Origin of the sequence: Tenacibaculum sp. MAR_2009_124 (assembly GCF_900105455.1) — a bacterium.
Lineage (GTDB): Bacteria > Bacteroidota > Bacteroidia > Flavobacteriales > Flavobacteriaceae > Polaribacter.
In genome coordinates this window covers 1585731-1611892 of sequence record NZ_FNSF01000001.1, presented here as the reverse complement: position 1 = coordinate 1611892, position 26162 = coordinate 1585731, and the positions used below count along the sequence as shown (strand labels likewise).

General features: G+C 30.7%; 31 protein-coding genes. 14 read left to right on the top strand and 17 right to left on the bottom strand.

What is annotated here, in order from left to right; genetic code table 11:
- Positions 1-47: 47 nt before the first annotated feature.
- From BLW23_RS06130 to BLW23_RS06110, 5 genes are all read left to right on the top strand, one after another.
- Complete coding sequence (locus BLW23_RS06130) at positions 48-860, top strand: enoyl-ACP reductase FabI (RefSeq protein WP_093668322.1); 813 nt, start codon at positions 48-50, stop codon at positions 858-860.
- Between the two features lie 186 nt (positions 861-1046).
- The gene (locus BLW23_RS06125; protein WP_093668321.1) at positions 1047-1835 is read left to right on the top strand and encodes a DUF3050 domain-containing protein; all 789 of its coding nucleotides are present in this window, start codon (positions 1047-1049) and stop codon (positions 1833-1835) included.
- 4 nt (positions 1836-1839) lie between these two features.
- Positions 1840-2847: a glycosyltransferase family 2 protein gene (locus tag BLW23_RS06120; protein ID WP_093668320.1), complete on the top strand. Its 1008-nt coding sequence runs from the start codon at positions 1840-1842 to the stop codon at positions 2845-2847.
- A gap of 94 nt (positions 2848-2941) precedes the next feature.
- On the top strand, positions 2942-3883 hold the full coding sequence (locus BLW23_RS06115) for a UDP-glucuronic acid decarboxylase family protein (protein WP_093668466.1): 942 nt from the start codon (positions 2942-2944) through the stop codon (positions 3881-3883).
- Positions 3884-4044: 161 nt separating this feature from the next.
- Positions 4045-4695 carry an outer membrane beta-barrel protein gene (locus tag BLW23_RS06110; RefSeq protein WP_176829763.1) on the top strand — a complete coding sequence of 217 codons (651 nt, stop codon included), beginning with the start codon at positions 4045-4047 and terminating at the stop codon, positions 4693-4695.
- 81 nt (positions 4696-4776) lie between these two features.
- On the opposite strand, the gene BLW23_RS06105 is transcribed toward BLW23_RS06110, so the two are convergent.
- The 4 genes from BLW23_RS06105 to prfB all read right to left on the bottom strand — a co-directional run bounded on the left by BLW23_RS06105 (position 4777) and on the right by prfB (position 9950).
- Positions 4777-7599 (bottom strand): M16 family metallopeptidase, encoded by a 2823-nt coding sequence (locus BLW23_RS06105; RefSeq protein ID WP_093668318.1) that lies wholly within the window; start codon positions 7597-7599, stop codon positions 4777-4779.
- A 282-nt stretch (positions 7600-7881) separates the two neighbouring features.
- On the bottom strand, positions 7882-8223 hold the full coding sequence (gene arsC, locus BLW23_RS06100) for an arsenate reductase (glutaredoxin) (RefSeq protein ID WP_093668317.1): 342 nt from the start codon (positions 8221-8223) through the stop codon (positions 7882-7884).
- Positions 8224-8850, bottom strand: a complete 627-nt coding sequence (locus BLW23_RS06095) for an HAD family hydrolase (RefSeq protein WP_093668316.1) — start codon at positions 8848-8850, stop codon at positions 8224-8226.
- Positions 8851-8852: 2 nt separating this feature from the next.
- Positions 8853-9950, bottom strand: coding sequence for a peptide chain release factor 2 (gene prfB, locus BLW23_RS06090; RefSeq protein WP_093668315.1), 1098 nt, complete (start codon positions 9948-9950; stop codon positions 8853-8855).
- A 165-nt stretch (positions 9951-10115) separates the two neighbouring features.
- Between prfB and BLW23_RS06085 the strand changes: the two genes are divergently transcribed.
- Positions 10116-11087 carry a threonine aldolase family protein gene (locus tag BLW23_RS06085; protein ID WP_093668465.1) on the top strand — a complete coding sequence of 324 codons (972 nt, stop codon included), beginning with the start codon at positions 10116-10118 and terminating at the stop codon, positions 11085-11087.
- A gap of 80 nt (positions 11088-11167) precedes the next feature.
- Here the strand turns inward: BLW23_RS06085 and BLW23_RS06080 are convergent, their stop codons facing one another.
- Both BLW23_RS06080 and BLW23_RS06075 read right to left on the bottom strand, forming a co-directional pair.
- A complete protein-coding gene (locus BLW23_RS06080; RefSeq protein ID WP_093668314.1) occupies positions 11168-11821 on the bottom strand; it encodes a hypothetical protein in 654 nt (217 codons plus the stop codon).
- Positions 11822-11828: 7 nt separating this feature from the next.
- Positions 11829-12323 carry an RNA polymerase sigma factor gene (locus BLW23_RS06075; protein WP_093668313.1) on the bottom strand — a complete coding sequence of 165 codons (495 nt, stop codon included), beginning with the start codon at positions 12321-12323 and terminating at the stop codon, positions 11829-11831.
- Between the two features lie 193 nt (positions 12324-12516).
- Here BLW23_RS06075 and BLW23_RS06070 point away from each other — a divergent pair, with 193 nt between their 5' ends.
- The 8 genes from BLW23_RS06070 to BLW23_RS06035 all read left to right on the top strand — a co-directional run bounded on the left by BLW23_RS06070 (position 12517) and on the right by BLW23_RS06035 (position 16618).
- Positions 12517-12930, top strand: a complete 414-nt coding sequence (locus BLW23_RS06070) for a DUF2141 domain-containing protein (RefSeq protein WP_093668312.1) — start codon at positions 12517-12519, stop codon at positions 12928-12930.
- A 9-nt stretch (positions 12931-12939) separates the two neighbouring features.
- Positions 12940-14298 carry a 2TM domain-containing protein gene (locus BLW23_RS06065; RefSeq protein WP_093668311.1) on the top strand — a complete coding sequence of 453 codons (1359 nt, stop codon included), beginning with the start codon at positions 12940-12942 and terminating at the stop codon, positions 14296-14298.
- Between the two features lie 11 nt (positions 14299-14309).
- A complete protein-coding gene (locus BLW23_RS06060) occupies positions 14310-14594 on the top strand; it encodes a 2TM domain-containing protein (RefSeq protein WP_093668310.1) in 285 nt (94 codons plus the stop codon).
- Between the two features lie 6 nt (positions 14595-14600).
- On the top strand, positions 14601-14888 hold the full coding sequence (locus BLW23_RS06055; protein WP_093668309.1) for a 2TM domain-containing protein: 288 nt from the start codon (positions 14601-14603) through the stop codon (positions 14886-14888).
- A gap of 2 nt (positions 14889-14890) precedes the next feature.
- On the top strand, positions 14891-15202 hold the full coding sequence (locus BLW23_RS06050) for a 2TM domain-containing protein (RefSeq protein ID WP_093668308.1): 312 nt from the start codon (positions 14891-14893) through the stop codon (positions 15200-15202).
- A 6-nt stretch (positions 15203-15208) separates the two neighbouring features.
- Positions 15209-15520, top strand: coding sequence for a 2TM domain-containing protein (locus BLW23_RS06045; protein WP_093668307.1), 312 nt, complete (start codon positions 15209-15211; stop codon positions 15518-15520).
- A 79-nt stretch (positions 15521-15599) separates the two neighbouring features.
- Entirely contained in the window at positions 15600-15842 is a 243-nt protein-coding gene (locus tag BLW23_RS06040; RefSeq protein ID WP_093668306.1) for a 2TM domain-containing protein, read from the top strand.
- A gap of 17 nt (positions 15843-15859) precedes the next feature.
- Positions 15860-16618: a LytR/AlgR family response regulator transcription factor gene (locus BLW23_RS06035; protein ID WP_093668305.1), complete on the top strand. Its 759-nt coding sequence runs from the start codon at positions 15860-15862 to the stop codon at positions 16616-16618.
- Between the two features lie 7 nt (positions 16619-16625).
- Here BLW23_RS06035 and BLW23_RS06030 read toward each other — a convergent pair whose 3' ends face one another.
- The 11 genes from BLW23_RS06030 to BLW23_RS05980 all read right to left on the bottom strand — a co-directional run bounded on the left by BLW23_RS06030 (position 16626) and on the right by BLW23_RS05980 (position 26160).
- Positions 16626-17798, bottom strand: a complete 1173-nt coding sequence (locus BLW23_RS06030; RefSeq protein ID WP_093668304.1) for a hypothetical protein — start codon at positions 17796-17798, stop codon at positions 16626-16628.
- 108 nt (positions 17799-17906) lie between these two features.
- Positions 17907-18695: a helix-turn-helix domain-containing protein gene (locus tag BLW23_RS06025; protein ID WP_093668303.1), complete on the bottom strand. Its 789-nt coding sequence runs from the start codon at positions 18693-18695 to the stop codon at positions 17907-17909.
- Positions 18696-18699: 4 nt separating this feature from the next.
- Positions 18700-18978 carry a putative quinol monooxygenase gene (locus BLW23_RS06020; protein ID WP_093668302.1) on the bottom strand — a complete coding sequence of 93 codons (279 nt, stop codon included), beginning with the start codon at positions 18976-18978 and terminating at the stop codon, positions 18700-18702.
- Positions 18979-19037: 59 nt separating this feature from the next.
- The gene (locus BLW23_RS06015) at positions 19038-20045 is read right to left on the bottom strand and encodes a formimidoylglutamase (RefSeq protein ID WP_093668301.1); all 1008 of its coding nucleotides are present in this window, start codon (positions 20043-20045) and stop codon (positions 19038-19040) included.
- 5 nt (positions 20046-20050) lie between these two features.
- Positions 20051-21283 carry an imidazolonepropionase gene (hutI, locus tag BLW23_RS06010; protein WP_093668300.1) on the bottom strand — a complete coding sequence of 411 codons (1233 nt, stop codon included), beginning with the start codon at positions 21281-21283 and terminating at the stop codon, positions 20051-20053.
- A 169-nt stretch (positions 21284-21452) separates the two neighbouring features.
- A complete protein-coding gene (locus BLW23_RS06005) occupies positions 21453-22334 on the bottom strand; it encodes a nuclear transport factor 2 family protein (RefSeq protein ID WP_143032120.1) in 882 nt (293 codons plus the stop codon).
- Between the two features lie 142 nt (positions 22335-22476).
- On the bottom strand, positions 22477-22929 hold the full coding sequence (locus BLW23_RS06000) for a helix-turn-helix domain-containing protein (RefSeq protein ID WP_093668299.1): 453 nt from the start codon (positions 22927-22929) through the stop codon (positions 22477-22479).
- 163 nt (positions 22930-23092) lie between these two features.
- Positions 23093-24349: a transposase gene (locus BLW23_RS05995; RefSeq protein ID WP_093668298.1), complete on the bottom strand. Its 1257-nt coding sequence runs from the start codon at positions 24347-24349 to the stop codon at positions 23093-23095.
- Between the two features lie 207 nt (positions 24350-24556).
- Positions 24557-25006: an AraC family ligand binding domain-containing protein gene (locus BLW23_RS05990; RefSeq protein ID WP_093668297.1), complete on the bottom strand. Its 450-nt coding sequence runs from the start codon at positions 25004-25006 to the stop codon at positions 24557-24559.
- 48 nt (positions 25007-25054) lie between these two features.
- Complete coding sequence (locus BLW23_RS23630) at positions 25055-25363, bottom strand: DUF6122 family protein (protein ID WP_093668296.1); 309 nt, start codon at positions 25361-25363, stop codon at positions 25055-25057.
- 2 nt (positions 25364-25365) lie between these two features.
- A complete protein-coding gene (locus tag BLW23_RS05980; protein WP_093668295.1) occupies positions 25366-26160 on the bottom strand; it encodes a TrmH family RNA methyltransferase in 795 nt (264 codons plus the stop codon).
- Positions 26161-26162: the final 2 nt, after the last annotated feature.

Here is a 26162-nt window from a genome sequence, read left to right as displayed (position 1 = left end):
GGTTTATATTTGCCTTTACAAATAACTAAAGAAAAGACTACGATATTATGTATAATTTATTAAAAGGAAAGAAAGGAATTATTTTTGGTGCTTTAAATGAGCACTCAATAGCATGGAAAGTAGCAGAAAGAGCCCACGAAGAGGGAGCAGAGTTTGTATTAACAAATGCACCTATAGCTATGCGTATGGGGGAAATTAACACTTTAGCTGAAAAAACAGGTTCTCAGGTAATTCCTGCTGACGCAACTTCTATAGAGGATTTAACAAACTTGGTAGAGAAGTCAATGGAAATTTTAGGAGGTAAAATAGATTTCGTTTTACACTCTATCGGAATGTCGGTAAATGTTCGTAAAGGTCGTCATTATACTGATTCTAAGTATGATTTTACTCATAAAGGATTCGACGTATCAGCATTGTCTTTCCACAAAACAATGAACGTATTATATAATAAAAAGGCAATGAATGAATGGGGGAGTATTGTTGCGTTAACATATATGGCAGCGCAAAGAGTATTTCCTGATTATAATGATATGGCTGACAATAAAGCATATTTAGAATCTATTGCACGTAGTTTTGGTTATTTCTTTGGAAGAGATCAGAAGGTACGTGTAAACACAGTTTCTCAATCACCTACACCAACTACTGCAGGTAGTGGAGTTAAAGGATTTGATGGATTTATTTCATATGCTGAAAAAATGTCTCCATTAGGAAATGCTACAGCATTAGAATGTGCAGACTATACAATATCTTTATTCTCTGATTTAACGAAAAAAGTTACCTTACAAAACCTTTTCCATGATGGAGGTTTCTCTAATATGGGAGTAAGTGATGCAGTGATGGATAAATTTATTGAAGAATAGAATTTTTCAATAAAATTTTAGAATATTAGAAAAAGCAAATCGTTAGATTTGCTTTTTTATTTGAATCTATCTAAATAAGAGAAAAACTCGACAGAAATTGATGGTTTAATGATTGATCTCAGTTGAAAAAGCTAATTTTCATTTAGAATTAGATAGAATTAAATTATTACATATTTTAACACAAGAATGAGTAAAATAACATTAATAGAGAAGGAGTTATCGACATTAAGAACTCAATTAAAAGAGCATCAATTATACAAGTCGTTAAATGATATTGAAGATGTCCGTTTGTTTATGCAAGAACATGTTTTTGCAGTGTGGGATTTTATGTCGTTATTAAAAGCATTACAGCAAGAATTAACGTGTTTAAACTTACCATGGGTTCCAGTTGTAAACCCAAAAACAGCGAGATTTATTAATGAGATTGTATTAGGAGAAGAAACAGATGTAAATGAATTAGGAGAACCTAAAAGCCATTTCGAAATGTATGTTGATGCCATGAATCAAACAAAGGCTGATACGAAAGAAATTGCTTTATTTATATCTAGAGTTATCGATGGAGAAGATGTAAGTAGTATTATAAACACATTAGATATTGCCGAAGAAACTAAAGAGTTTGTCTTGTTTACATTTGAAGTTATAAATACTAAACAAGCCCATATTATCGCTTCTAGTTTTACTTTTGGTCGAGAAGATGTAATCCCTGATATGTTTTTAGAAATAGTTAAAAATACCGAGGAAAAAGAGAAAGTGGATTATGCTAAACTCTCTTATTATTTAAACAGACATATAGAACTCGATGGAGATGAGCATGGCCCATTATCATTACAGATGATTGAAGAATTATGTGGTGATGATGAACAGAAATGGAATGACGTTTTATATTATGCGAAAGCATCTTTAGAGAAGAGAGTAAATCTTTGGAATGGGATAGAAAGGAAATTGACTAAGAATAGAAAAGCAGTTTTAATTTAAAAATATGAGTTTGTATTTATCAATTGTCGTTCCTGTATATAATAGGCCAAATGAAATAGATGAATTGTTAGAAAGTCTAACAAAACAAGATTATAAGGAGGATTATGAAATTGTTATTGTAGAAGACGGATCTGAAGAATCTTCTGAAGAAGTGGTGAGAAAATACAATAATTTAAATATAAACTATCTATATAAACCGAATTCTGGACCAGGAGATTCAAGAAATTATGGAATGAGGAAGGCTTCAGGAAGTTATTATATCATTTTAGATTCAGATGTTATTTTACCTTCGCACTATTTAAGAAGAATACATGAGTTTTTAAATAAATCATATACAGATTGTTTTGGAGGAGCAGATACAGCTCACGAAAGCTTTACGACACTTCAGAAAGCAATTAATTATGTTATGACTTCTTTTTTTACGACTGGAGGTATAAGAGGAGGGAAAAGTAAAATTCAAAAATTTGAACCGCGTAGTTTCAACATGGGAATTTCTAAAGAAGCTTTTGAAAAAACGAAAGGTTTTGCAAGAATTCATCCAGGTGAAGATCCTGATTTATCGAGGAGAATTGAAAAAGCTGGTTTTGAGACAGCATTTTTACCAGATGCACATGTATTTCATAAAAGAAGAATTTCTTGGGATAAATTTTATACTCAGGTTAAAAAGTTTGGAACGGTTCGACCTATTCTAACAGCTTGGCATCCAAAAACGAAAAAAATAACATTTTGGTTTCCTACCTTATTCGTTTTATTTACTCTGGTATCGTTGCTTAGTGCGGCTGTTTTTAAAAATATATGGTTTGTAACCCCATTGCTATCATACTTAACCTTATTACTTTTTCATTCTACAATATTAAATAAAAGTTTAAAGGTGGGGTTATGGTCAGTCTACGCAGTTTTTATTCAATTTTTTGGGTATGGTATTGCCTTCTTAAAATCTTCTTTTTATATACGTTTATTGAAAAGAGAACCTGAAAAACAATATCCGAATTACTTTTTTAAGAAAAATTAGTCGTATTAAATTACTTTTTCTTTAAGAGATATTTAATTGGTGATAATTGATAGATTCCAATGAAGTTCTTATTTTTGATGAAAATAATTCTACATTGAAAAAAATATTAGTTACTGGAGGTGCAGGTTTTATAGGTTCCCATTTGTGCGAACGATTATTGAATGAGGGAAACGAGGTAATTTGTTTGGACAATTACTTTACTGGAAGTAAAAAGAATATAATTCATTTAATGGATAATCCTTTTTTCGAATTAGTTCGTCATGATGTTACAGAACCTTATTATGCTGAAATTGACGAAATATATAATTTAGCTTGCCCAGCATCACCAATACATTACCAACATGATCCAATTAAAACAATTAAAACATCAGTAGTTGGTGCAACAAATATGTTAGGTTTAGCAAAAAGGGTAAATGCGAAAATTCTACAGGCCTCTACTAGTGAAGTTTACGGTGACCCTAAAATTCATCCACAACCGGAAAGTTATTGGGGGCATGTGAATCCAATTGGTTTACGTTCGTGTTATGATGAAGGAAAGAGATGTGCAGAATCACTTTTCATCAATTATCATAAGCAAAATAATGTTCGTATAAAAATCATACGAATTTTTAATACTTACGGCACCAGAATGAATACAAACGATGGTAGAGTTATTTCAAATTTTATTGTTCAGGCTTTAAAAGGAGAGGATATTACTATATATGGAGATGGTTCTCAAACACGAAGTTTTCAGTATGTGGATGATTTAATTGAAGGAATGATTCGTATGATGAATACAGCGGAGAATATTATCGGACCAGTAAATATTGGAAATCCTTTGGAGTTTTCAATAGGTCAACTGGCCAATGAAATTATCCGATTAACAAATTCATCATCTAAGATTATTTATAAACCTTTACCAGAGGATGATCCAATGCAGCGAAAACCTGATATTACCTTGGCAGAAAATATATTAAATGATTGGAAACCAGTTGTTGGTTTGGAAGAAGGTTTAAAGAAGGTAATTACTTATTTTGATAATGTTTTAAAGGAATAAGTCAGACTAAACATATTTTATTGACTGTGAGCAAGCTGTAATTAGCTTGCTTTTTTTATGGAAATATTTAACTTTTCGATAAGTGTTAAAACTAATATCTGATGGTTTGTTGGTATAAAATTTGTACCATTTTGAGTCATAAATTAAACTCAATTTTTAAAATGAAAACAAAATTTACACTACTATTATTATTATTTGTTACTGCAATTACTGTTGGTCAAAATGAAAAACAAAAATTTAATATTAAAAAAGGAACTTGGATGCTGGAAGGGGACTTTTCTATAAATTCGGTAACTAATGAAGTTACGGATTCACCTAACCCCAATAATTTGGAGAGATTTAGTTTTAGTATATCTCCCAAATTAGGGTATGCTATAAGTAATAATTTAGTTTTAGGATTAAGCCTAGGATATGGTTACTCAGAAAACGAATACAATGGTTATTATAATTCGGATGATTCTTCAAATACATATTCTATTGCTCCTTATATTAAAAAGTTCTTTCCTGTAACATCTAAATTTGCTTTACATCTTCAAGGAGAAACATCATTTAGTTATACAGAAGCAAATAATTATGACCAGTTTGGAAACATGACTTACGGGAATGATAGGAGATCTTATGGAGTAAGTTTAAGACCTGGTATAAACTATAGTTTATCTAAGAATGTTTTATTAGAAATGAACTTTGGAGCGTTAAGGTATAATCATTCATCAGAAAAGAATGATGAAAATGCAACTAAGTATGTAAATCGTGATTTCGGGTTTAATCTAAGTTCTTCTAGTTTGATATTTGGAGTTTCAGTTCTTTTATAAGTTTTAAAGAATATAAGTTTAAAATCAAAAAGCCGTCCAAGACATATGTCTTGGACGGTTTTTAATTTATATTAAATCTACCTATTTCTCTGGGTTTAATACCCCAAGTATGTAACCATTTGCTAGATATTTTGTTGCAATATTTTGTAAATCTTTAACGGTTAAAGAATTTACACGATCCTCAAAAGTGAAGGGATCTGATTTATCATTATTCATATAATCCATATTTTTCAAAGTTGATAACCAGAAACGATTCTTCTTTAAATCTTCCTTATGATCATTAATCATTCCTTTTTGAGCTTTCATTAAGTCTTCAGCAGTGGGACCGTTCTTTACTATTTCAGCCACATGATCAACAGATATTGTTTTTAATTTCTCCACATTTTCAGGAGCACAAGGGAAAGATATTGTCATATTGTATTTTCCGTATGGTAATTTTGAAATGCGTCCACGAGTTCTCGAAGAGTATACACCTCCTTCTTTTTCACGAAGCTTTTCTGTTAATTTAATACCAATAACATCTCCTAACAGTGTAAAAGCTAAAGCTTCTTTTTCATTATAATCAGCTTCTCCTTGATAGGTAATTCTAACGTTACTCTTAGGATCTTTACCTTTTACAAAAGTCTTTGAGTGAGAACCAGAAATAGGCCTAAAATCATGAACTTTGTATTTTTCATTTGAATTTTTACCAGCTAAACTAGCTAAATACTTTTCTGACAATTCTTTGATTTGTTTTTCGTCAACATTCCCTACAAAATAGAAATTGAAATCTCCTGCATCAGCAAAACGTTCGTGATATTTTTTATAAGCAAGATTGTAATCTGCTTTTTCGTAGGCCTCAGGAGATGGAAAACCAGAGTACCTTGGGTTTCCATTATTCATAAATTCACCCATTTCTTTTTGAAAGAAGAAATTAGGACTCGCTAGCAAGTTTCCTAAAAAACTCTTTTGCTTGGTAACGTAAGATTTAAAAGCCTTTTCGTCTTTATTTAAAGCTGTAAAATATAAGTGTACCATCTGACAGAGTTCTTCTGTATATTTTGGAGCTACTGTACCACGAAACCCTTCACTTAGGCCTCGAATATATGGTCGGACATTTACTATTTTACCAGACATCATTTTCGATAAGTCGTTTTTAGAATAACCGTTAATTCCAGCTTCGAAGAGTCCTCCATTGGCGAAGGTTGTTGCTTTTAGATCTTCATTGGAATATAATGAAGTCCCTCCGAAACTAAAAGCTTCGAATAGAATTTCATCATTTTTAAAATCGGTTTTTTTGTAAATAACCTTAGCACCGTTGCTTAAGATTAATGTAGTGGTTCCAAGTTTATCATTTTTTTGACTTGAAACTACCGATCCAGAAGTAATTGGTTTTGTGATTAAAGTTGAAGCAACGACTTTGTCTTCATAAGGCTTTAATTCTTTAATTTTAACGTTGTTTAATGCCTTGGTAACTTGCTCTTTTGTTACAGTTTTTTCTGGACCTGTAATAACTACAACGCGGTTATCGTCATGAAGATAGCTGTTGATTAATTTATTTATTTCCTTAAGTTTGATAGAAGGAAGCAAGCCCATATGAATTTTATATTCCCAATCGATACTTGGAATAGGTTCTTTTTCTAAGTAATTGTTTATATACTCAGTAACAATACGTTTGGATTCTCTTTTGTCTTTATCTTTAAATGTTTTTTCCATTCTGGCAATAACATTCTTTTTTGCTCTCTCGAGTTCTCCAGATTGAAATCCATGTCGTTTTACTCTTTCACTCTCGTCTAATAAAGCCTGTAAACCTTCTAATTGACCATCAGCACTTGTACCAGCCATTGATTGATAGGCATTTTTTCCTCTGGCCCAAGTACCACCATGGAAACTGAATCCATAAACAAAAGGCGGATTTTCACTATTTCTTAATTCACTCAACCTATTATTAATCATTTGACTGAACAAAGACTTAACAATAGAGTTTCTATAATCATTTACAGTAACCATTGGAGTGGCTTGGTCATGATCTTTGTACATTAATTGAACTCTTGAAAAAGGAGCTTCTTTATCAGATTCAATACTAATAAAAGTTTCTTGATGATTTTTCAATGGAGAAACTTTTCTTTTTCTAGGGTTTGTTACGGCTGGAATTTTTCCAAAATGACTTTTTATTTTTTCTTCTAGAGTAGTAACATCTACGTCACCAACAGCCACAACAGCCATTAAATCTGGACGATACCAATCTTTATAAAATTGACGTAAGCTTTCATGTTTGAAGTTTTTAATATTCTCTTCGGTACCAATAGGAAGGCGATCGGCATATTTCGAACCATGCATTACAATAGGTAGATACTTTTCAAGCATTCTACTATCAGCTCCTCTTCGCGAACGATATTCTTCTAAAATAACACCACGCTCTTCATCAATATCTTTTCCAGTTAAAAGAGCACCATGAGCCCAATCTTCAATAATTTGAAACCCTTTTTCCAATTTAGCCTCATCATCACTTGGAATTGGCAGAATATAAACAGTTTCGTCAAAGCCAGTATAGGCATTTAAATGAGCACCAAACTTAACACCTATAGATTGTAAATAATCTATTAGGTCGTTTTTCTTGAAGTTTTTGGTACCGTTAAAGTTCATATGCTCCATAAAGTGAGCCAAACCTAATTGATCTTCATCTTCTAAAATAGATCCCGCATTCACCACTAAACGAAGTTCAACTTTATTTTCGGGTTTTGAATTTTTTTTGATGTAATAGGTGATTCCATTTGATAACTTACCAATTTTTACACTCGGATCAGTAGGTATTTTGAGTGACGCAAGTTTATTTTTTATAGAAGCTTTTGATTTTAGTTCTTGAGCATGAGATGGTAGCACAAGAAAAGCTGCCAAAGAAATGGCGAAAAATAGTTTTTTCATAGTGTTAAGTATTTGATTTCTAGGGTAAGTTACAAATACTATTGACATGAACTAATTTTTTAGTTGTAAAATACTGTTAAAAAATAAAGCCCTCAATTACTTGAGAGCTTTCGAAAGTAAATTTATATAATTTAATTGCCCGCCATTCGTCATAATCATACTATCTCAGTCATTCCGAATTTATTACGGAATCTCATCATCAGATAAAATAAAGGTTTATGATGAGAACCTGAAACAAGTTTAGGTTGACAGGTACGATTTATAATAAATTACGGATAGTTATTACAAAATATCGTTTATGGCCTCTGGTGGCCTTCCAATAATAGCTTTATCTCCATTAATGACTATGGGACGTTCTATTAACTTAGGATTTTCGACCATAGCTTTTATAATTTCTTCATCGGAAAGGTCTTTACCCTTATAGTTTTCCTTCCATACTTTCTCGTTTTTTCTTACTAATTCAATAGGGGAGATGTTGAGTAAATTAATAATCTCAGAAAGTTCTTTTATTGTAGGAACATTGTCTAAATATTTAACTATTTCGAATTCTTTTCCTGAATTTTCGAGAACGGCAACTCCTGAACGGGATTTGCTACATCTATTGTTGTGATATATTTTGATCATTTAAAGACCTATTTTTATATTTAGTTTTTGAAGCTCTTCAATGTATTGAAGAGTACTTTTATAGTGAATGGCATGTAAACCATTTTTTCTAGCTGCAAGTACGTTATTTAAATTATCATCAACAAAAACAGCAGTTGCTGGATTTTCAATTTCAAATCTTTTTAATGCAAGTTTATAAATTTCATCAAAGGGTTTTCTAGTGTTTTCTTTTCCGGAAACAAGCACTTCATCAAAGTCTTTTAAAAAAGGAAATAAGGCAACGCCCCTATCCCATGTTTCAGCACTCCAATTTGTTAAGGCAACAACTTTGTAGTTTGTTTGATGAATTAAATATTGCTGAATTTTGACCATTTGTTCAATACTTCCTGAAAACATTTCTTCCCATCTATCATAAAACATTAAAATTTCAGTTTTATATTCAGGACATTCTTTTATTTTTTGTGCGTTGGCTTCTGCTATGGTTCTTCCTCCATCTTGTTCTACATTCCAATCAGAAGTACAAACATTTTCTAAAAACCAAGTTACTTTTTCATGAGTATTAAAAACTTTTTTGTAAAGGTATACAGGATTCCAATCTACGAGTACCCCTCCTAAATCGAAAATAATGGTGTCTATAGTTTGATTCATATTTAATCTTTTTCTTTTTGCCCCATGGCCATTAAATAAGATTTTAAAAATGAATTAATTTCTCCATTCATAACGGCATCAACATTTCCTGTTTCATGAGCCGTTCTTACATCTTTAACTAATTTATAAGGGTGCATAACGTAGTTTCGAATTTGACTTCCCCATTCGTTTTTAAGTTTATTAGCTTCAATATCGGCACGAGCAGCTAAACGTTTTTGGAGTTCTATTTCATATAATTGAGATTTTAGCATTTGCATTGCAGTAGCTCTGTTGTCATGTTGAGAACGAGAAATAGAACATTGTATTTGAATGCCTGTTGGTTTATGGTGCAGCTGTACTTTGGTTTCAACCTTATTTACATTTTGCCCGCCAGCTCCACTTGATCGAGCCGTTGTTATTTCAATATCGGCAGGGTTAATCTCTACTTCTATAGAATTATCTGCTACAGGATATACATATACAGAAGAAAACGAAGTATGACGTTTAGCATTACTGTCAAATGGAGATATTCTTACCAATCGATGAACTCCATTTTCACCTTTTAACCAACCAAATGCAAAATCTCCTTCTAATTCTAAAGTAACAGTTTTAATACCAGCTACGTCCCCTTCTTGATAGTTCAATGTTTTTATTTTGTACCCGTGTTTTTCTGCCCACATGGTATACATACGCATTAACATTTCTGTCCAATCACAACTTTCAGTTCCACCAGCCCCAGCAGTAATTTGTATTACCGCACTTAAGTTATCTCCTTCTTCAGAAAGCATGTTTTTAAATTCAATATCTTCTAAAGTCGTTATCGTTTTATCATGATGTTCTACTAATTCCTCTTCTTCAATATCTCCTTCTTTAAAAAAGTCATACAATACTTGAAGGTCATCATTTAAAGAAACTATGTCGTTATAGTCTTGAACCCATTTTTTCTTTAAACGAAGTGATTTCATTATGACCTCAGCTTCTTTTGGCTGATTCCAAAAGTCAGGGTTCGCTGTTTTCTCTTCTTCATTTGAAATTTCAATTAACTTTTTTTCTATATCTAAATATCCTTTTAGCTTTTCAACTCTATCAGATATATTTTTTAATTGTTCTTGTGTAATCATAATTGAAACAAAAATAAGTTAAAATTTAATATTGAAGAATGATGATATTAAAATAACGATGACAATTTCTTTAACTTTATCAAATAATTTAAATTTTTAAAAATAACTATTGTTTTGGGGAAAATTAATTTGATAAGTGATACGGTTACAAAACCTTCAGCAGAAATGCTTGAGGTTATGATGTCTGCTGAAGTTGGAGATGATGTATTTAAGTCTGATCCAACAGTAAATGCTCTACAAGAAAAAGCTGCTAGAATATTCGGAATGGAAGATGCGCTGTTTTTTCCTTCTGGAACGATGGCGAATCAAGCAGCCATTAAAATACACACGCAACCTGGTGATAGAATGTTTTGTGATAAGTGGGCTCATGTTTATAATTATGAAGGAGGAGGAGCGGCTTTTAATTCAGGAGTTACTTCTTGTTTAATTGATGGTGATAGAGGAATGTTTACTGCTGATCAATTGACTAGTTTAGTTACAGGAAGAAATGATATTCATACACCATTTAATAGGTTAGTTTGTATTGAAAACACAACAAATAAAGGAGGGGGCGCTTGTTGGGATTTTGATGAATTAAAAAAGATTCATTCGATTGCTAAATCAAATGAATTGGGCTATCACTTAGATGGGGCACGTTTGTTTAATGCTTTAGTTGCTAAAAACGAAACTACTAAACAATATGGTGAGTTGTTTGATACCATATCTATTTGTCTATCGAAAGGCTTAGGCGCACCAGTTGGTTCTATTTTAATAGGAAATAAGAAAGATATGGAAAAGGCATTACGAGTGCGAAAGTTATTCGGAGGAGGAATGCGTCAAGCTGGATATTTGGCGGCTGCCGGTTTGTATGCCTTGGAGAATAATGTGGAACGATTAAGTGATGACCATAAAAGAGCCAAAATAGTAGGAGATGCATTAAGTTCTTGTTCTTATGTTAGAAAAATAGAACCTATTGAAACAAATATTGTTATTTTTTACTTAGAAGAAGGAATAAACACTAATGATTTTATAGCTAAAATGGAGGCGAATGGAGTTTTAATGATTTCTATGGGTGAAGGTAAATTAAGAATTGTTACTCATTTAGATTTTACAGACGTTATGATGGAGGAATTAATTAAGGAATTAAAGGAATATTAGAAAGAAAAAAGAGAAGCTAAAAACTTCTCTTTTTTACTTTTTTATTGGGTAAATGATTTCTTGATATTCCTTAAGTGAATTTACTTTAAGTTGTCTAACTTAACTAATTCACGATAATTTTTATTAAGTTTATTTAATAGACTACCATAAACTAATTTATAAAACAGCCATAATATAAAGAACATAAATCCAAGGCCAATGAACATAACTACTGCTAAATAAACAGTGAGATCTTCTTTATTGTTAGGCGTAACGATTCCATGAGTTTTATAATATTGCATTAAGCCGTCAATATCGTTGAAAAGAAAAAAGATTACAATAACATTTGCTATGAAGGCATAAATAAGATTAAAATAGACATAATACTTCACAACTTTACGTGTTTTCAAAATCTTTTTAATCAATGTTTTGGTGTCATCTGAAATAGAAATTGATTTATAGTTTTTATAAAATAGAAATAAGAAAACTATGATAATGAAATAATGTAAATAAATACTAACATTTACGAAAGTTACGATATGAAGTGTTTCATATAAATCGGTATAGGAATTCCCTATAAAAGACAGGTTTAATCCTGCCCAAAATACAAGCTCTAAAACACCGATAATAAAAATCCATTTTACTATAGATGAAGATTTTGAGCGTGACATTTTATAAATATCTACTTTCGATACTTTATTAGCATCTTCAGGTTGCTTATCCCAAGCTTTTTTATATTTATCTAATGAGTTCATATAATTCTTACGGGGTCAATATTTTTTTTAATTTATCTTTAGCTCTATTCATTTTTACTCTGGCATTTACTTCGCTAATTCCCAGGGTACTTGAAATTTCCTTGTAGGGTTTGTCTTCCAAATACAAAAAAATAAGAGCTTTATCAATATCATTTAACTTACGAATAGCTTTATAAAGTTCCTTTAATTGCTTTTCCTCGGTATCATCATAATCGTGAGATTGTATTTTAAAAGCAACTTCACTGATGTCTTGAGTCTTTATAGTTCTTGTTGATTTTCGATATAAAGAAATAGCCGTATTTAAAGCTACTCTATACATCCATGTACTAAACTTGGCTTCTCCTCGGAATTTTTCGTAATTTTTCCATAACTGAATCGTTATCTCCTGAAACAAATCGTTGTGAGCATCGGAGTTCATAGTATAAATCCTACAAACTTTGTGCACAATATTTTGATTATTTTCAAAATCGGCTAAAAATTTATTTTCAAGTTCCTTCTGCACTCAGTTCAGTTATGTTTTGATGTTTATATGTAGCTCAAAAATATAAAACGTTACATTATTACAGTGTTTTTTTTTCATTTTTTCATTACGATTACGATTCAGCTTTGAAAAGTTACAGTTCGGTATCATTTAGTTTAGAAAGGCGAATTGTCTGCTGATATTTGCCGTGTAATTAATCTTAAATACTGTAAAAATGAAATTTATAATAAATGTAACACTGATTTTATCCATGTTTGCCGTTAAGGTAGCAACAGCTCAAAATCAATCAATTGAAATTACTGTGGTAAATGCTACTTCTGATAAAGGAATGGTGATTTTTGCCTTATACAATAAAGCAAATTATATGAAGCAACCGATACAAGGTAAAACAGCAACAATAACTAAAGGAAAGAGTTCTGTTGTTTTTAAAAATGTAGCTGCTGGGGAATATGCGGTGATTTGTTATCATGATAAAAATAGTAATGAGAAGATGGATTTTGAAGCCAACGGGATGCCATTAGAAGATTATGGGGCAACAAATAACAAAATGAATTTTGGACCTCCGAGATATGATGATGCCAAGTTTGATGTGACTGATAAAAATGTATCTTTAAAAATTAGATTTTAATACAATAATATGGAAGTGAAGAATACTACTTGGAAAGAACGTTTAAAAAACGATTTATGGGTTTGCATAAAAATGACATTATTATTTGCAGTTGTCTTTGTTCTCATATACCAGAGTTTTACTTTAAAAGGAATTGGAAAATCGTTTTTATTCTCAGGGTTGTATTCTTTCATCTTAGGAATGGGGAATGGAATTATTAATGATTATTTGTCTATTCGTTGGAGTTGGACCACTGAAACAAATAAGCGAGTAGTAGCTGGTATTATCACTACCTTAATCTATACGATAGTAGCGGTTCTTTTTATTCATTATGTTATCTATATTTTGATATTTGGGAAGGATGTAAGTAACTTTTTCAAAGGGCAATTTGTTTGGATTCACTTATTTGCTATAAATGTTTCTTTGGGAGTTGCGATGTTTTTGCACGCTAGGGGCTTTATGATTGAGTGGAAAAAAGAAGCTACAAAAGAAACTACTCAACAGCAAATTGTAGCTAAAACAGAAACGGCAAAATTCGAAACATTAAAGAATCAAATTGATCCTCATTTTTTATTCAATAGTTTAAATGTATTGACATCCTTAATTGGAGAAAATCCTTATCAGGCTGAAAAGTTCACTACAAAGCTTTCGAAAGTGTATAGATATGTATTGGAACAACGAAGTAAAGAATTGGTACCAATTCAAGAAGAATTAAAGTTTGCGAAAACTTATATGGAATTGTTGCAAATGAGATTTGAAGACGCAGTGAAATTTGAAATACCTACAGAAGTTAGTAATCAGGATTTAAAAATAGTACCGCTTTCATTACAGTTGTTATTGGAAAATGCTGTAAAACATAATGTTGTTTCATCAAATAGACCATTAGAAGTTAGAATTTATGAAGAAGAGGATTTTTTACAAATAAGTAATAATATAAATCCAAAAGAAGCTATAGGGAAAAGTACAAAGGTTGGTTTAAGAAATATTGTAGATCGATATGGTTTAATAACTGATAAAAATGTTAAAATAAGCAATAATAATAAAATATTTACAGTGAGTTTACCACTGTTAACAGATACAAAGAATATGAAAGTAAGTACAGAAAATTTAGGAAGTAGTAAATATGTCAAAGCAGTTGAAAGAGTTGAAAAATTAAAAGAGTTTTACCAGAACTTGGTTTCGTACTGCTTGGTTATTCCGTTTTTAATTTTTATAAACATGAGGTTTGTTCCTCAATTTCAATGGTTTTGGTTTCCAATGTTAGGCTGGGGTATAGGTTTATTGTTTCATTATTTCGAAGTTAATAATTATAGTTTGTTTTTAGGGAAAAACTGGGAAGAACGAAAAATTAAAGAAATGATGGATGAGGAAAAAAATCGTAAGCAATAAATAAAGTGATAATGAGATATACGGATATAGAAGAATCTAAATATTTAAAGGCGAAAAAAAGAGTTGAAAAAATAAAAGGCTTTTACATTCACGCAATAGTAACCGCAATATTAATTCCTGTTTTAACTTTTATTAATTTAAAGTTTGTTCCAGAATTTCATTGGTTTTGGTATCCTATGTTAGGAACCTTATTAGGTCTTTTCTTTCATTGGTTTGGTGTATTTGGAACGGAAAAACTAGGGTTCGGAAGAGATTGGGAGGAAAGAAAAATTAAAGAATATTTAGACGAAAAATAACACATCATGGAAAATAAATACATTGAAGAAAAGAAGTATTTAGATGCTAAAAAAAGAATTAAACAAATAAAAGCATTTTATGTACATGTTGCGGTAAACATTGTATCCTTAGCAGTAATCGTTTTTATAAACTTAAAATTTTCACCCGAATTTCATTGGTTTTGGTTTGCTGCGGTCGGTATTTTTTTAGCTACCTTCTTTCATTGGCTTGGAGTTTTTGGAGCTAATGTAATTGGTTTAGGTAAAGAATGGGAAGAAAAGAAGATTAAAGAATACATGGAAAAAAATAAGTAATCATGGATAAAGACTATTCAAAAGAACATAAATATCTCTTAGCTAAAAAGAGAGTAGAAAAGATTAAAGGATTTTATTGGCATACAGTATCTTATATTTTGGTGAATATTTTTATTTCAGCAGTTATAATTATTGGAATTACTTCGGACGGAGGATCATTTAAGGAAGCTATAACTAATTTTGGAGTATACTCAACTTGGTTGTTTTGGGGAATAGGATTGTTCTTTCATGGAGTAAACGTTTTCGGATCTAACGTAGTTTTTAATAAAAAATGGGAAGAAAAGAAAATAAAGGAATTTATGAATGAAAAATAGAGTATTATGGAGATAGATAATAAAAAGCAGCAAGAAAAATATTTGAGAGCCAAAAATAGGGTAGATGAAATAAAAAAGTACTACATACATTTAACAGCCTATATTTTAGTAAACATTTTTATTTCAGTAAGAAGAATACTGAGGGATATGGAATTTGGAATGTCACTTGAACAGGCCTTAACAGAGTTTGATAGTTATTCATTATGGATTTTTTGGGGCATTGGTATTGGTTTTCATACATTCAAAGTGTTTGGATTTAACCTTTTACTTGGAAAAAACTGGGAAGAGAGGAAGATTAAGGAATATATGGATGAATAATAGAAGTAATGGAAGTAGATAAAATAAGAATTAAAGCTCAGAGACGAGTAAAAGAGCTGAAAGAGTTCTATCAGCATTTATGTATGTAATTATTAATATAGTTTTTATGTTTTTGTCCAACTATTTTAATATTGTTATTAAAATTTATGGTGATCTCAAGATTAGTAATAGATTTACGGAAAATGGTTTTGAACATTACACTTTGTGGGGAATATGGGGAGTAGTGTTAATTATAGATGCATTTAGAGTATTTGGATTGAGTAAGTTTTTGGGAAAGGAATGGGAAGAAAGAAAAATAAAAGAGTTAATTAATAAAGACTAAAAATAGAGAATTCACCAATGAATATAATAGTTATAGAAGATGAAAAGCCCGCAGCAAGAAGACTTCAGCGAATGTTGGCAGCATTAGATTTAGAAGTGACCAAGATGTTACATTCTGTAGAAGAATCTATAAACTGGTTTCAGCAAAACACACATCCAGATCTTATCTTTCTTGATATTCAACTTTCTGATGGCCTATCTTTTGAAATATTTGAGGAAGTACAGGTAAAGTCAGCTATTATTTTTACTACGGCTTATGATGAGTACGCTTTAAAGGCTTTTAAATTAAATTCTATTGACTATTTGTTGAAACCTATTGACGAGGATGAATTAAAAATAGCCGTTGATAAGTTTAAAGAACAAAACGATAATAAGCAGACGGGCTTACAAGTAAATATTGATGATATTAGAAAGTTATTGATCAACCCGATTGATAGAAAGTATAAGAAGAGATTTACTATTAAAGTTGGTCAGCATATTAAAATAATACACTCTGATGAAATAGAATGTTTTTATTCAGAAAATAAGGCAACGTATATTCATACAAGTAGTAATAGAAATTACTTGATTGATAATTCATTAGAACATTGGAATGAGCAACTTAATCCAGAACAATTTTTTAGAGTTAACCGAACATATATTGTTCATATCAATTCCATAAAAGATATTGTATCTTATACCAATTCACGACTACAGTTAAAACTTCATAATTATGATGAAGCAGAAATTATAGTTAGTAGAGATCGTGTAAAAGATTTTAAAAATTGGATAGAATAATAAATATTTAAAGCTTAAACAAATCATTAAACCTTACGTAAACACCATACGAGTAATCGAAATTATTCTTTTTGTTTTCTTGAGTTACTAAAGTTTCAGTAGAATCATTGAGTTGGAAGAATCCTTCCAATTGAACCCCAATTTTAATGTTTTTAGCTAATGAGTTTTCATAAAATGCTTTGGCAAATATTAATTCTCTATTGGGTTCTTGAAGGTTTTCATATCGATTATCTAACTCTCCGTTCCAATAGTTATTATCGATCTTTAATGAGTAAGAGTTAAACATATCATTACCTAAGGCAGTTACAAATTTGTTACTTTTAAAGTAAGAAAGCATGAAATTGAAGTTTCGGTGTAAATATCTTAATTTAAAGTAGTTTGCATTTCCATTTGAAAATGGGTGCTCAGCTAATGGGGCATTGGTAGTATGCAAAAGGTAATAATAGCTAACTATAAATTGATTATTCGTATTCAATTTGAAGTTGTATTTTACTCCTGTAGCTAAGTTATGAATATCGTAAATATCAATAATGTTTAACTCATCTCTTACCTTTTTATTGATTTGACCTCCTTTATGTCTTGTTATAAATTGAACAGGAAAAGTTAAGTTTTTGGTAGCATTAATATTTGCTGAAATTCCAAATGTGAAAACTTCTTTAAAATCATCATCTGGGCGAATGTAATTTTCCCAATTTAGCCAAGTATTTAATGAGAGTTTGGAAGATTTATATTTGTATTGTAGGCCTGTCTCAATAACGTCATCCCTCAGAATTTTCTCACTAGCTAAAATAGGTTCAATAGTTCCGTGATTATTTCTAGCAAAAAAATTACCTATGATAAATTCATGATTTCCATTTATGTATTGAAAACTAAAAGTAGGAACTATGTTTTCAATTTTATTTTCTCCGAAATTCTTTTGGATAAAAACACCGGCTTTAAAGCGAGTGTTTTTTGAATTATTATATTGAACTTGTGGATAAACCTGACTCCCTAAAAGAGTATATCCGTCAGCAATAAAATTGAAATACTCATTGTTTTTAATAAAATTAAGGTTGTATACTTCTAAATTAAATTTTGAGGAAGTTCCATTTTCAAATTGATTAGTTGAGTAAAACACTGATTCTTGAGAGTAAGAACAAATGGTAAAAAGGAGAGAAGCAATATGTAATAGTTTTTTCATTTAGGATTAGGAGTGTTTTAAATAACTAAGGCTAAAAATTAAAAATACTAAAGTACTATATTCTTGTAAATAAAGTTGTTATTCATAAAGAAGAAAAATACGAGAAAGTTATATTGACTTATAATAAAAATGATTGCTAAAATTATCTTTAATAAAGTATTCGGAAGGAGTTATACCAGATAGGTTTTTAAACTCTTTTATAAAATGACTCTGATCATAATACCCGTTATCCAAGGCAATATGTAAATAGGAATCAGTTTTGTTTAATAACACTTCTTTTGCAGTCTTTTGTAGTCTTGTAATTCTTTGAAATTTTTTTGGTGTAATACCAAATTTTTGTTTAAAATTTCGTTCATATTGTCTATAACTAATGTTGCATTTTAAGGCAAGGTCAAGAAAGCTTATAGAGTTAAACTCTCGGTAGAGTTGATGTAAACTAGCATTCCAATGTACACTTTCGGTTGATTTGTACTTCGAGAGTTTCTTTAGTAAAAAAATCTCTATACATTTTATTTTTTCTTCTATAAGAGTCAGGTCGTTTAACTGTTGTGAAAGTTGCTTACCGTCGATAGACCAAATATCTTCAACACTTAAATATTGGTTCACAATATTAAAATAAGGAATGGAAGTGAAATGTCTAAAGGCTCCACTTTTAAAACGAACTGCTAAATATTCTATATGATTGTTATGATCGAATTGAATTGCAGTTCTCGGACATATAGTGTGTGCTTTGGGTAAAGATACCCCATCAATGGAGAGTGGTTTATTTAGGTGAAATAACAACTCTAAACCAGTTCCTGGAAGTATTAAAGGCAGACCAATGTTTTGCTTACAAACAAAATATCTATCAACATAAGAGGATAGATATTTTGAAGGTTTGTAATGTGTTTTTACCATTCGACTAATACTTAGTGATTATTGGCTCTTTAACAAGCTTATGGGTAATATCATTTAAGAACTGATGAAAATGATCAGATGTATTATGATAATTAAGAGCATCTTCATTAGAATATTCTTCAAAAAAAAGGAATTTATCCTTTGAATCTATATGATTAAATAACTCATAAGTGATACATCCTTCTTCATTATTACTCGTTTTAACCATTTGTTTTGCTAGCTCTATAAATATTTCAATATCATTAGCTTTTACCTGAATCTGTGCAATAAGTGTTTTTTTCATATGTCAAAAATAGATAGAGATAATTCATGAGTATTGTAAAAAAACGACATATAGGTAAATTAAACTTCTTTTGCTTTAATAAAATCAGAGATTAAATAACTAATAAACTTACCCACTTGAACTGCCGTTGTTGGCTCATTTTTTACAACGGGTGCACCTTCGCAAATATGAATATACGAAGCTTTATTATTTTTAGCAAAGTTATATACAAATTGACGCGTTTGCTGAGGTGTAAAACCACTAGGCGTCATGGCGCTACTAGGGAAATATTGAATACAATCTAAATCTATTTCAATTCCATAGAAATTATCTTGAATAAAGTTTGAAGCACGTTGAAGTTCATTTTTAAAATTAGTTACTTGGTATACTTCCAGTTCTTCAAAAGTGTTATAATCAAGATTTATGCTGTTGTGAATTTTTTCAAAAATGTATTGAGGAGTATAACTTTCATGTAATCCAAACATAAAATATTTATCCAAAAAACCTTCTTCTAATGCATAAGAAAAGCCATTACCGCTATGACGCTCTTCTAAGCGTCGTAAGTCGGAATGAGCATCTAAGTTAATCACGTTTATAGGCGATTTTTTCGCTGATGATAGACCTTTAATGTTTCCATATGCATTATTATGACCACCTCCAATAATAATTGGAATTTTACCAGATTCAATAATTAAATTAACAAGATTGGCAACTTTTTTATCAATACTTTTTACAAGTAAATCACCTCTCTCATGGTCAGAAGCATCAAAATCTATAACATCATCGAAGAAATCTAAATATCCAAGAATTAGAATATTATCGCCTTTGATAAACTGATTTTGTTGTGTGTTTAAAAAAGCTTTTATAGCAGGAATAAAGCTGGTATGTGCGCCTCCATTACCACCGTTCATTTTTACACCGATATCTTCAGGAACCCCAAAAATAACAAAAGTGGAGTCAGTATTTTGTATACCTTCTTTTAATGTTTTTTTTGGATTTAGAACAGAAACACATTCACCTAATTTCACTTCTCCTTTGCGAGTGTTGGTAAATTCGTCAATATGTTTTTGATTGAATAAAGTAAGCATAGTAATTATATTTTTTTACCATTTATATAAACCTCATCGATTAAATTCGACCCAAAACTGTAAGGAATAAAACCATAAGAAGGAATTTCTTTTGTAACAATAAAGTTGGCTTTTTTCCCTTTGGTAATACTACCAACTTCATCAGATAAATTCATGGCATAAGCACCATTAATGGTTGCTGCATTGATCGCCTCTTCAGGAGTCATTTTCATTTTAATACAGGCTGTTGCTACAACGAAATTCATATTTCCAGAAGGCGTAGATCCTGGATTAAAATCAGTAGCTAAAGCTAAAGGTAACCCTGCTTCGATAATTTCTCTTGCGGGAGTATAGGGAATACTTAAAAAATAGGAACAAGAAGGCAATGCTACTGGCATTGTCTCAGAACCTTTTAGAGCATTGATGTCATCAGTATTCATAACCTCCAAATGATCTACTGACAAGGCGTTGTGTTTCACACTAACCTGAACACCTCCAATGGTTGTAAACTGATTTACGTGTACCTTTGGAATAAGGCCATAAGATTGAGCGGCTGATAATATTTTGTCAGTATCTTCAACGGAAAAATACCCAGTTTCACAAAAGGCATCAACAAATTCTGCTAAGTTTTCTTCAGCAACCTTAGGAAGCATTTCGTTAATGATTAAATCGATATATCCTTTTTTGTTGTTTTTAAATTCAGAAGGAAATGCATGAGCTCCTAAAAATGTAGCTTTAATTGGAATATTATAATGTTCCTTCAGCTTTTTTATTACACGGAGCATTTTAATTTCGGCATCGACTGTTAAACCATATCCAGATTTAATTTCTACAGCGCCAGTTCCTAAAGCAATAACTTCTTCTAGCCTCTTAGCAGATTGATTGTACAAATCTTCTTCTGAAGTGTTTTGCAGTTTCTTCGCAGAGTTTAAAATACCACCACCATTGTTGGCAATTTCTTCGTAGGTAAGCCCATTAATACGATCTACAAATTCTTGTTCTCTATTACCAGCATATACAATATGAGTATGAGAATCACACCATGTAGGTAAAATCATTTTGCCGGTGCAGTCTAATTTTCTGTCGGCTATTTCGGGAGCATTTTCCATCGATCCAAAGTCGATAATACTATCATTCTCTATAAGTAAATAAGCATTTTTGATAGTAGGTAAGTTTTTCATATCGCTACCAGAAACTTTTTTTACTTCTAAATTCCTTACTTGAATTAATTCTTTAATATTAATTAATAAAGTAGTCATGTCTCGTGTTGTATTTGTTATGGCAAACTTACATTAAAAAAGAGTAAATAATAGAAATTGACTTTAGATTTAGAGATTCATTTTTTGTAACAAATGAAAATAAAAATAGGCTGCCGTTATTCTTATTTTAAAATAACAGCAACCTTTAAGTGAGTAAAGCTTTAACTTTTTAGAACATACCGTTGGTATGAGCTAATTTTTCAGGTATTTCTTGAATCACATCCCAATGTTCAACAATTTTACCATCTTCAATTCTAAAAAGATCATAAAAAGAATGAGCTTTACTATGCCATTCACCTTCACTCATGGTAAGAACAAAGTTTCCTTCCCCTAAAACTTTATGAAGTTTTTTATAAACAAACATATCATTTTGAGATACTAAATAATCAATAGCATTATTAAGTCCCTCGAGGCCATCAGCAACATTTGTATTATGTTGGTGATATTTTTCAGTACTTACATAATCAGTTATTTTGGTAGGGCTTTTAGCAAAAAGAACATCATCAACAAATTGCTTAACTAAGGCTTTATTACTTTCGGTTTTGTCTAAATCTTCAATCTTTGTTGGACCATCAAATTGAGACCTTCCACTGACGGTTTCTGTTATAATAGGGTTAATAGCGTCCCAATGTTCCACAATCTTGTCATTCTCAATTCTATATACATCGAAAGTAACAATGTCTTTCGCGCCAAAGGCCTCTGCATTACTGTAGGTATTGTGCATTACAATAAAGTTGCCGTCTTGTAAAATCCTATGCGTTTTGTATGAAGTACCAGCTTTTTTTAACATTGGTAAAAAACCTAAAACTGGCTCAATACCTGTTGGTACATGTGGATTGTGTTGAATGTAACTATTAGAAAAGTGTTTTTTTACTTCTTCTGCATTATATGTAGTAAAAAAAGCCTCTTGTGCTTCTGATGCTACACTTTTTAAATCTTTAATTTCCATTTTCTCTTTAGTATTTGTAATTGAATTTGTTTTCTTTGAACTATCACAACCAACGCTTAAATAGGTCGTAACCGTTAATAGTAACAATGATATTTGTTTCATTTGTCCCCTTATTTATATGTATTTAAAAACTAACACGAAATTGCTGTATTTTAATTAGTTATTTGCTATATAAATAATTAAAAAGACTATAAAAATGGGAAAGTGTTTTTTTAGAACACTACTGAAAAGAACAGTTGTATGTCTATGTATTTTGCCTTCGAAATAATTCAGGTGTTGTGTTTGTATGACGTTTGAAGTATTTATAAAAATTAGGAGTTTCTTCAAAACCCGATAAGTAAGCTATCTCTTTTATTGTTTCATTAGAGTTTAAGAGTAAACGTTTAATTTGAGTGATATAAACATCATCAATAAAAGTTTTAGCGGATACATTAAGAACACTTTGGCTAATATTATTGAGTGTTTTCGTGGAAACGTTCATTAAATTAGCATAATCAATAACTTTTGATAGTTTAGTTACATTGGTTTCCACTAATTTTTGAAACTCAATAAAATCATTCAAATATTTTCTATCGAAAAAAGTATGATGGTTTTTATATTTTAAACGAAATAGTTTAGTAATTAATATATGAAGTTCACTTCTTATTATACTTAATGAATAACTATCTTTTACCTCAAAGTATTCTTTATTAGGCACTTTCAGAAAACAGTCTATTTTTTAAAATACATTGAAAATAGAGGATAAAATTATATAAATTCTATCCTCTATTTCTGTTTAAAAGAGGTTTTATTGATTGAATCTCCTAAAAACGTACCTACAAGACGTAGCTCTCCCATGAAAAAAATACTAAGATTTTATTTTAGGCTATTTGTTGGTCTGTTTGAGCTATTTTTCTTCGACCAATTTCTAATGCATTTCCTGTGTGTATACCAAAGAATATCCATAGAATTTCATTCTTTTTTGTTTTGGCTTTTATTTTCCGTAGGTGATAATGTTCTTTATCCTTACCAAAAGAGCCTTCTAATCTTGTTGCTCTTTCTTTAGCAATGATAGCCCTAAGTTGCTTTTTCTCTTTATGATTTTTAGGTTTTCTACCCTTGGGGATAAAGTCTGTCTGTATGGTTTTTGAGCTACTATATGTTCTGTTTTTATTGGTAGCATAAATTTTATCTCCACCGGCTACTTTTACCTTTTTTCGAGTTAACCCTTGCGCTTTTTGAACTGTTTGTATAAAACGGTTTCCTTCGTGAAACGCATTAAAATTAATATGTTCTATAAAGCTAATTCCATCAATTTGAACTTTGTTAACTTTTGCTCCAAACTCAACAGGCTTTACTTCTTTTCCGCGAACAATAGGACGGATATAATCCTTATGAATACTTACAATTCTATCTTTGATTTTTTCTCCTGTATCAAAATGATCTTTTTGTTGTTTGTAAATTCTTTGGATTGTGTCGATTCGCTTATAATACAAGGGCTTAAACTCGATATTGTAGGCCTTGGATAATTCCTTTTCAAAATCGATAAACTTACTTAATAGCTTCAGTAAAGCTCGGGTTAATGAAGTACGTTTAGACTTGGTTTTTCTTCGCATTTTACTAAATCCTTGGTAACGTTTTTTCCACTTGTTATATCTACTTCTGATCATCTTAGTTCCTAAGATGGAGCAAGTTTTACGTAATTGATTGTACAACCAGTGAACAGATTCCCAAAGTAATTTCTGGATGGTAGGATAACGAACTTCACTTTCGTAACAAGTAGCATCCATTACGATTTGGTCGGTACTATCAATATGATTTTTCCAAGAATTAAAAAGAACTTTTTCTACTAAATTAATATCTAGTTTCTCTGCTAATTCACAACGTATTTGACTTATTATTTTATAGTTTGTTAAACGTTCAAAACCTAATTCTATATCGCAGAAAAATTGATAGTCTAAATTTGAGTTGAGTTGTTCAATCATTTTCCTATCCGAACAATTGGCATAATGCTTTAAAAACATCAAGCCAAGTCTTCCTTTAGGGCTAAAAAGATAGTTACGCCCTTTTTTTTGTTCAGTAATATTTAAAGTAGTAACCAAGTCATCCCAATCAATAGCAGAATAGATTTTGCCCAAATCTCCCTCTAAAAAACGTGTGTAATGAGCATCATAATTCTCACTGAGGGGAAAAAATTGAAATGCGGTGTTGCATTTCAGAAATTCTTCGTATTTTCATAATTACACAAATGGAAACCCCGTTTTTTACCTTTTTTGGTGATTTTCGGGGTTTATTATGAATATAAGATACAACAAAACCCTCGTAAAAACAAGGGTTTAGCTATTTTATGACAGTGCCTTATTAATTCTACTAATTATTGCATTTATTTCAGATAGTTTATGTGGTTTTAGTTGAACTTTAGGGTTGCCAAACATTTCATTAAAGAGTTGAATTGTTTTTAAATTTTCAAGCTTTTCCAAGTAAGAGACAAGAAAATCATCAGTAAATAAAAGTAAGTCACCTCTTACATTTTTATTAAGGTGAAATTTATGTATTTGATTTTTTCTTACCGTTAGAATACTCCCAGGTTCGTAGGAATATTTTTTGAAATCGATACTATGCAAACCTTCTGACTCTTGAATAATAATAATCATAAAAAAATCTAAAACCTGAGCTTGATCAAAAGTGTTTAGCAACTCTTTTTTCTTAAAAAGCTCTTCAATTCTTATCATGTCAAATCCAGAGTTAGGATTTTGTTGATTGTTGAATGTTATGTGTATTAAATCTTCTTTCAAAAGATTGATTGTTCTATTTTAGTAAATGTAAGCAAAAGAAAAAATAATTTACATTAATAAACAGTCAATATAATCTGTAAGCATATGAAATAGAAGTCCGATCCCTATATAAATATACGGTTTTTTAAAAAATAAAAGAAGAAAATAAACAGCCATCGCGTAATAGGTATGGAGTGGATGAAAATTAACACTACAGCGATTTGATTGAAAAATTGGTACAGCTAAGAGATGATCCAGATCTACAAGCATTGTAGCTAAAAATATGAGATACACTTTTTTCCATTTTTCTTTGAAGAAACATATGGCTATGATTAGTGGCGCAGCGAAATGCAAAAAATAGTGTATAAAAAAACGCATTTTTATTTGAATTCTCGTTGTCTTTTTGCTTCAAAGGTTAATATAGCCGCTGCTACGGAAACATTCATAGAATCTATTTCTCCTTGCATAGGAATATTAATGTTTTGAGTGGCATTGCTTCTCCATATATCCGTTAATCCTGTAGCTTCTGTTCCTACAACTAATGCTGTAGGTAAAGTATAATCATTTTTGTGATATTCGTTGGAATTTTGAAGAGTTGCGCTATAAATATGTATATGCTTTTCTTGAAGAAAACTACAAATCTCCTCAGAACTTCCTACTACAATTTGATTTGTAAATAAGCAACCCACACTTGAACGAATAATGTTAGGATTGAACATATCCGTTTTAGGATTAGCAATAAAAACAGCATCTAAATTTGCGGCATCGGCAGTTCTAAGCATAGCGCCAATATTCCCAGGTTTCTCAATACCTTCTAGTACCAGAACTAATGGGTTTTTATTAACGAATTGAGCAGAATCGAGATCAAAACTAATTGTTTTAACAATAGCCATAATACCTTCTGTAGAATCGCGATATGCTATTTTTTGATAAACATCTTTTGAAACTTCAATAATGTCCTTCTCAGAAATTTTATATTCAGATATTTGTTCTATAGAAAAAACAGAAGGATCAATTAGAATATTTACAATGGTATAACCGCCTTTAAGAGCTAAAGATAATTCCCTTTGCCCTTCTATAATAAATAATCCTTTCTTACGTCTCTCTCTAGATTTATCTTGAAGCTTCAAGATATTCTTAATTAAAGGATTTTGAACACTATTGATAATTTTCATAG